Genomic DNA, 4,561 nt, shown 5'->3' with positions numbered 1-4,561 from the left:
GACGGTGGGCTCATCGAACGCGCCGAGCGGTTGATCATCGCGCTCGTCGGCACCGGCCTCCAAGGGTTCGGCGTTCCCGTCGCCGTCGAGGTGTCCCAGTGGCTGCTGGCGGTGCTGTCGGTGATCACGCTGGTCCAGCGGATCGTCGGCGTGGCGCGTTCGGCCGCGGAGGGGCACTCGTGACGGGGCTCGCCGGACGGCTCGCCGACGCAGGCTTCGCCACGGGCTGGCGCGTGGTTCCGAAGCTGCCGAAGGCCCTCGCCGGCGTTGCCTTCTGGGGCGTGGCCGACCTCGCCGCGCGCCGCGGTGGCGGCGGCGTGCGGCAGTTGCGTGCCAACCTGCGCCGCGTCGTCCCGCGGGCCGGGGAGACCGAACTGGACGATCTGACGCGCCGGGCGATGCACTCCTACGCCCGCTACTGGCACGAGGCGTTCCGACTCCCGTCGGCCGATCCCGCGGCGGTGCTGGCCGATGTGGACATCAGCGGGACCGAGTACCTCGAAGCCGCGCTGGCCGAGGGCAACGGCGCGGTCGTCGCCCTGCCGCACACGGGCAACTGGGACGTCGCGGGTCTGTGGGCCGTACAGCAGATCGGCAGGCTCACCACGGTCGCCGAACGCCTCGAACCGGAGTCGCTGTACCGCCGGTTCGTCGAGTACCGCGAATCGCTGGGCTTCGAGGTCATCCCCGCCGACGGAAGCGTCTCGTTCCGGCTGCTGCTGCAACGGCTGCGGGAGAACCGCGTCGTGTGCCTCGTCGGCGACCGGGACATGACGAACACGGGCACCCCGGTGACCTTCTTCGGTGAACCGGCGCGGTTCCCCGCGGGGCCGGCACGGCTCGCCGCGAGCACCGGTGCGGCACTGCTGCCCGTCGGTTCCTGGTACACCGACGACGGCTGGGGCCTGCGCATCCACCCACGAATCCGGGTCGCCAACCGGGCCGAGGCGCCCGCAGCCACCCAGGCGCTCGCCGACGTCTTCGCCGGCGACATCGCCGCTCATCCCACCGACTGGCACATGCTGCAGCCGTTCTGGCCGGCCGACCGCGAGGACGCGGTCGCCGACGGCACCGCAGGCGAGGAATCCGCCGCGGACGCGGGGTGACCGGCATGCGGATCGGGATCGTCTGCCCCTACTCGTTCGACGTGCCCGGCGGTGTGCAGGGACACGTGGTCGACCTCGCCAAGGCGCTCCGCAACCGCGGGCACGCCGTGTCGGTGCTGGCCCCCGCGGACGAGGACGCCGAGCTGCCCGACTTCGTCCATCCGGCCGGCCGGTCGCTCGCCATCCCGTACAACGGCTCGGTCGCCCGGCTGCAGTTCGGCCCCGTGTCGTACGCCCGCGTGCGGCGATGGCTGCGGGACAACCGGTTCGACGTGCTGCACCTGCACGAGCCGGCGGCACCGAGCCTGTCGCTGCTGGCACTGAAGGTCGCCGACGGGCCGATCGTGGCGACGTTCCACACCTCCACGCCGCGCTCCCGCACTCTCTCGGCGTTCCAGCCCGTGCTGCGGCCACTGCTGGAGAAGATCACCGCCCGGATCGCCGTGTCGGCGCTCGCCCGCCGGGTACAGGTCGAACATCTCGGCGGCGACGCCGTGGAGATCCCGAACGGTGTCGACGTGCCCTCGTTCGCCAGGGCGAGGCCGCTGGAGGGCTATCCGCGCGCCGGCGGCACCGTTGGATTCGTCGGCCGCTACACCGAACCGCGCAAGGGCATGGGCGTGCTGCTGGAGGCCCTGCGCGGCGTCGTCGCCGGCCTGCCCGAGGTGCGGCTGCTCGTCGCGGGCAGGGGAGAGGCCGACACGCTGCGCAGACAGGCGGGTCGGGAACTGGCGGGTCACCTGGAGCTGCTCGGGCAGGTCGACGACGAGACCAAGGCCCGGGTCCTCCGCAGCGTCGACGTCTACTGCGCGCCGAACACGGGCGGCGAGAGCTTCGGCATGATCCTCACCGAGGCGATGGCGGCCGGTGCGCCCGTACTGGCCAGTGATCTGGACTCGTTCCGGCGCGTCCTCGACGACGGCCGCGCCGGAGTGCTGACGCCGACCGGCGACGCGGCCGCGCTGGGCGGCGCGTTGCGGCAGCTGCTGACCGACCCGGATCGCCGTGCCCGGCTGTCGGCTGCCGGGACCGACCGCGTCGCGCTGTACGACTGGCGCACGGTCGTCACGCAGGTGCTGCGTGTCTACGAGACCGCCATCGCCGCCGACCCCCGCAAGGTCGGCCCGGACCGGGACGTGGGCGCATGACGGTGTTCGTGGTCGTGGCGGCGCTGGCCGTGCTCGTGGTCGCCGTCGGCCTGTTCCTGCTGGCGACGGCGAACCGACTCGACCGGTTGCACGTGCGGATGGATGCCGGCTGGGCGGCACTCGACGCGGCACTCGCGCGGCGGGCCGTCGTCGCGCGCACCGTGGCGGCTTCGGCGCCGGCGGCCGCACTCGGACGACTCGGCGGCGAGGAACTCGTCGCGGCGGCGCGCGCCGCCGAACGTGCGGCGTGGACCGATCGTGAACCCGCAGAGAACGAGCTCACCCGGCTGCTCGGCGCGCTCGACCGGTCCGAACTGCCCGGTCCGCTCGCCGACGAGCTGGCCGATGCCGAACACCGCATGGTGATTGCGCGCCGGGTCTACAACGACGCGGTGCGCGACACGCTGGCCCTGCGCAGGCGGCGCAAGGTCCGCTACTTCAAACTGGCGGGCACCGCGCCGCAGCCCGAGTACTTCGACATCGCCGAACCCGAACCGGCACCCGCGCCGCCTGCGCACGATTCCTGATACCGCGGCGGTGGCTGTCACACTGGTGGTATGGCAACGACACCGGAAGCGCCGGACACGTCCGAGAAGCCGGGTGCGACCGAGCAGACGGGCACATCCGAGAAGGCGGGCACATCCGAGACGACTCAGCCCGCCGCGGGAGGCGCAGCCCGAGCGGACACGACCGCAGAGCCGGACACGACAGCCGAGCCCGATGCGGCCGCCGGGCCCGATGCGGCCGCCGGGCCGGATGCGTGCGAGGTCGCCCACGGGGAACGCGACGCGGGGCAGGACACCCGCACTCTCGTCGCCGTGTTCGCCACGCCGGTCGCCGACTATCTACTGCGCTACGCCGCGGACGCCGGCTTCCGGACGCTGCTCGTGGAACCCGACGCCAAGCGCGTCGCGGACGCTCCCACGGAAATCCCTGACCTGTCGGATGTTCCGGACACGGCCGACATCGTCGTCACCGATCACCACCGTGACGAGCTCGGCGCGATGCTGCAGGACGCACTCGCCCAGCCCGCGCGGTGGGTCGGCGTCATGGGCAATCCCCGGCACGAGGGGCCGCACCTCGCCGCACTGCGGCAACTCGGCGTGAGTGAGGACGACATCGCCCGCGTGCACCGGCCGATCGGGTTGAACATCGGGTCGCGGACACCGCCGGAGATCGCGATCGCGACGCTCTCCGGCCTGCTCGCCGACCGCAACGACCGCCCCGGCGGTTTCTCCTTCAGCTGACACCCGTCATCGCGTGCGCGGCACCGGCCACGCCGTCACCGCAGGGCCGCGGCGTGGTCGGGGGCCGGGTCGTAGCGCACGTGGTGACGGCTGAACGTCGCCGTGCCGGACGTGATCGAGCGCAGGTCGACGGCGTACCGGAGCAGTTCCGTCGCGGGTACCTCGGCGCGTATCACCGTCGTGCCGCCCCCGGGCGCCTCGGTGCCGAGCACCCGGCCCCGGCGGGACGACAGATCGCCGAGAACGGCGCCGAAGTAGGTGTCGGGTAGCCGGACCTCGACCTCGTCGAGCGGTTCGAGGGCCGTCAGTCCCGCGGTGGCGGCGGCCTTGATCGCCAGCGCACCCGCGGTCTGGAACGCCGCGTCGGAGGAGTCGACGCTGTGTGCCTTGCCGTCGACGAGCGTGACGCGTACGTCGACGATCGGGCGGCCCTCGGTGATGCCCGCCGCGAGCTGGCCCCGCACGCCCTTCTCGACGCTGGGGATGAACTGGTGCGGCACCGCACCGCCGACGACGCGGTCGGCGAACTCGACGCCTGCGCCGCGGGGGAGCGGTTCGACCTCGATGTCGCACACGGCGTACTGGCCGTGGCCGCCGGACTGCTTGACGTGCTTGCCGTGGCCGGTCGCCGCGCGGGCGAACGTCTCCCGCAGCGGGATGCGCACCGGCTCGGTGGTCACGTCGGCGCCGCCGTCGCACAGCCGGGCCAGCACGACGTCGGCATGCGCCTCGCCGGTGCACCACACGACCAGCTGGCTGGTCTCGGCGTTGCGCTCGAGTCGCAGGGTCGGATCGGCAGCCACGAGCCTGCCGAGGTTGCGTGCCAGCGCGTCCTCGTCGCTGCGGTTCGCGGCGACGACCGCCATCGGCAGCTGCGGTTCCGGCATGTCCCACGGTGCGATCAGCAACGGATCGTCCGGTGTGGACAGCGTGTCACCCGTCTCGGCCGAGGAGATCTTGGTGAGCGCGCAGATGTCGCCTGCGACCGCGTACGGGATCTCGCGGAGCGCGGCGCCGAAAGGGCTGTAGAGGTGTGCGAGCCGCTCGTCCTCGTTCGGCG

General features: G+C 73.0%; 4 protein-coding genes and 2 pseudogenes. 5 read left to right on the top strand and 1 reads right to left on the bottom strand.

Annotated features, from left to right (window positions below):
- From FB384_RS26225 to FB384_RS27030, 5 genes and pseudogenes are all read left to right on the top strand, one after another.
- Positions 1-183 (top strand): annotated as a pseudogene (locus FB384_RS26225) (phosphatidylinositol phosphate synthase); the annotation flags it as partial.
- A complete protein-coding gene (locus tag FB384_RS26220; protein WP_183787534.1) occupies positions 180-1,106 on the top strand; it encodes a phosphatidylinositol mannoside acyltransferase in 927 nt (308 codons plus the stop codon). The pseudogene FB384_RS26225 and the gene FB384_RS26220, both read left to right, overlap by 4 nt.
- A 5-nt stretch (positions 1,107-1,111) precedes the next feature.
- Positions 1,112-2,254 carry a glycosyltransferase family 4 protein gene (locus FB384_RS26215; RefSeq protein WP_183787533.1) on the top strand — a complete coding sequence of 381 codons (1,143 nt, stop codon included), beginning with the start codon at positions 1,112-1,114 and terminating at the stop codon, positions 2,252-2,254.
- Positions 2,251-2,781 carry a LemA family protein gene (locus tag FB384_RS26210; protein WP_183787532.1) on the top strand — a complete coding sequence of 177 codons (531 nt, stop codon included), beginning with the start codon at positions 2,251-2,253 and terminating at the stop codon, positions 2,779-2,781. The genes FB384_RS26215 and FB384_RS26210 overlap by 4 nt, the downstream gene beginning before the upstream one ends.
- 291 nt (positions 2,782-3,072) lie before the next feature.
- Entirely contained in the window at positions 3,073-3,501 is a 429-nt protein-coding gene (locus tag FB384_RS27030; protein ID WP_258935670.1) for an XdhC family protein, read from the top strand.
- Positions 3,502-3,536: 35 nt separating this feature from the next.
- Here FB384_RS27030 and FB384_RS26200 read toward each other — a convergent pair.
- Positions 3,537-4,561, bottom strand: a pseudogene (locus FB384_RS26200) (elongation factor G-like protein EF-G2); the annotation flags it as partial.

Source organism: Prauserella sediminis (assembly GCF_014195435.1).
Classification (GTDB): domain Bacteria; phylum Actinomycetota; class Actinomycetes; order Mycobacteriales; family Pseudonocardiaceae; genus Prauserella; species Prauserella salsuginis.
Note: the sequence above shows the minus strand (reverse complement) of the source record. Positions and strands in the feature narration are given on the sequence as shown.

Excerpts from the sequence above, each read along its gene's own strand:
- FB384_RS26215 (WP_183787533.1), top strand. The coding sequence starts at position 1,112 with ATGCGGATCGGGATCGTCTGCCCCTACTCGTTCGACGTGCCCGGCGGT.
- FB384_RS26210 (WP_183787532.1), top strand. The coding sequence starts at position 2,251 with ATGACGGTGTTCGTGGTCGTGGCGGCGCTGGCCGTGCTCGTGGTCGCC.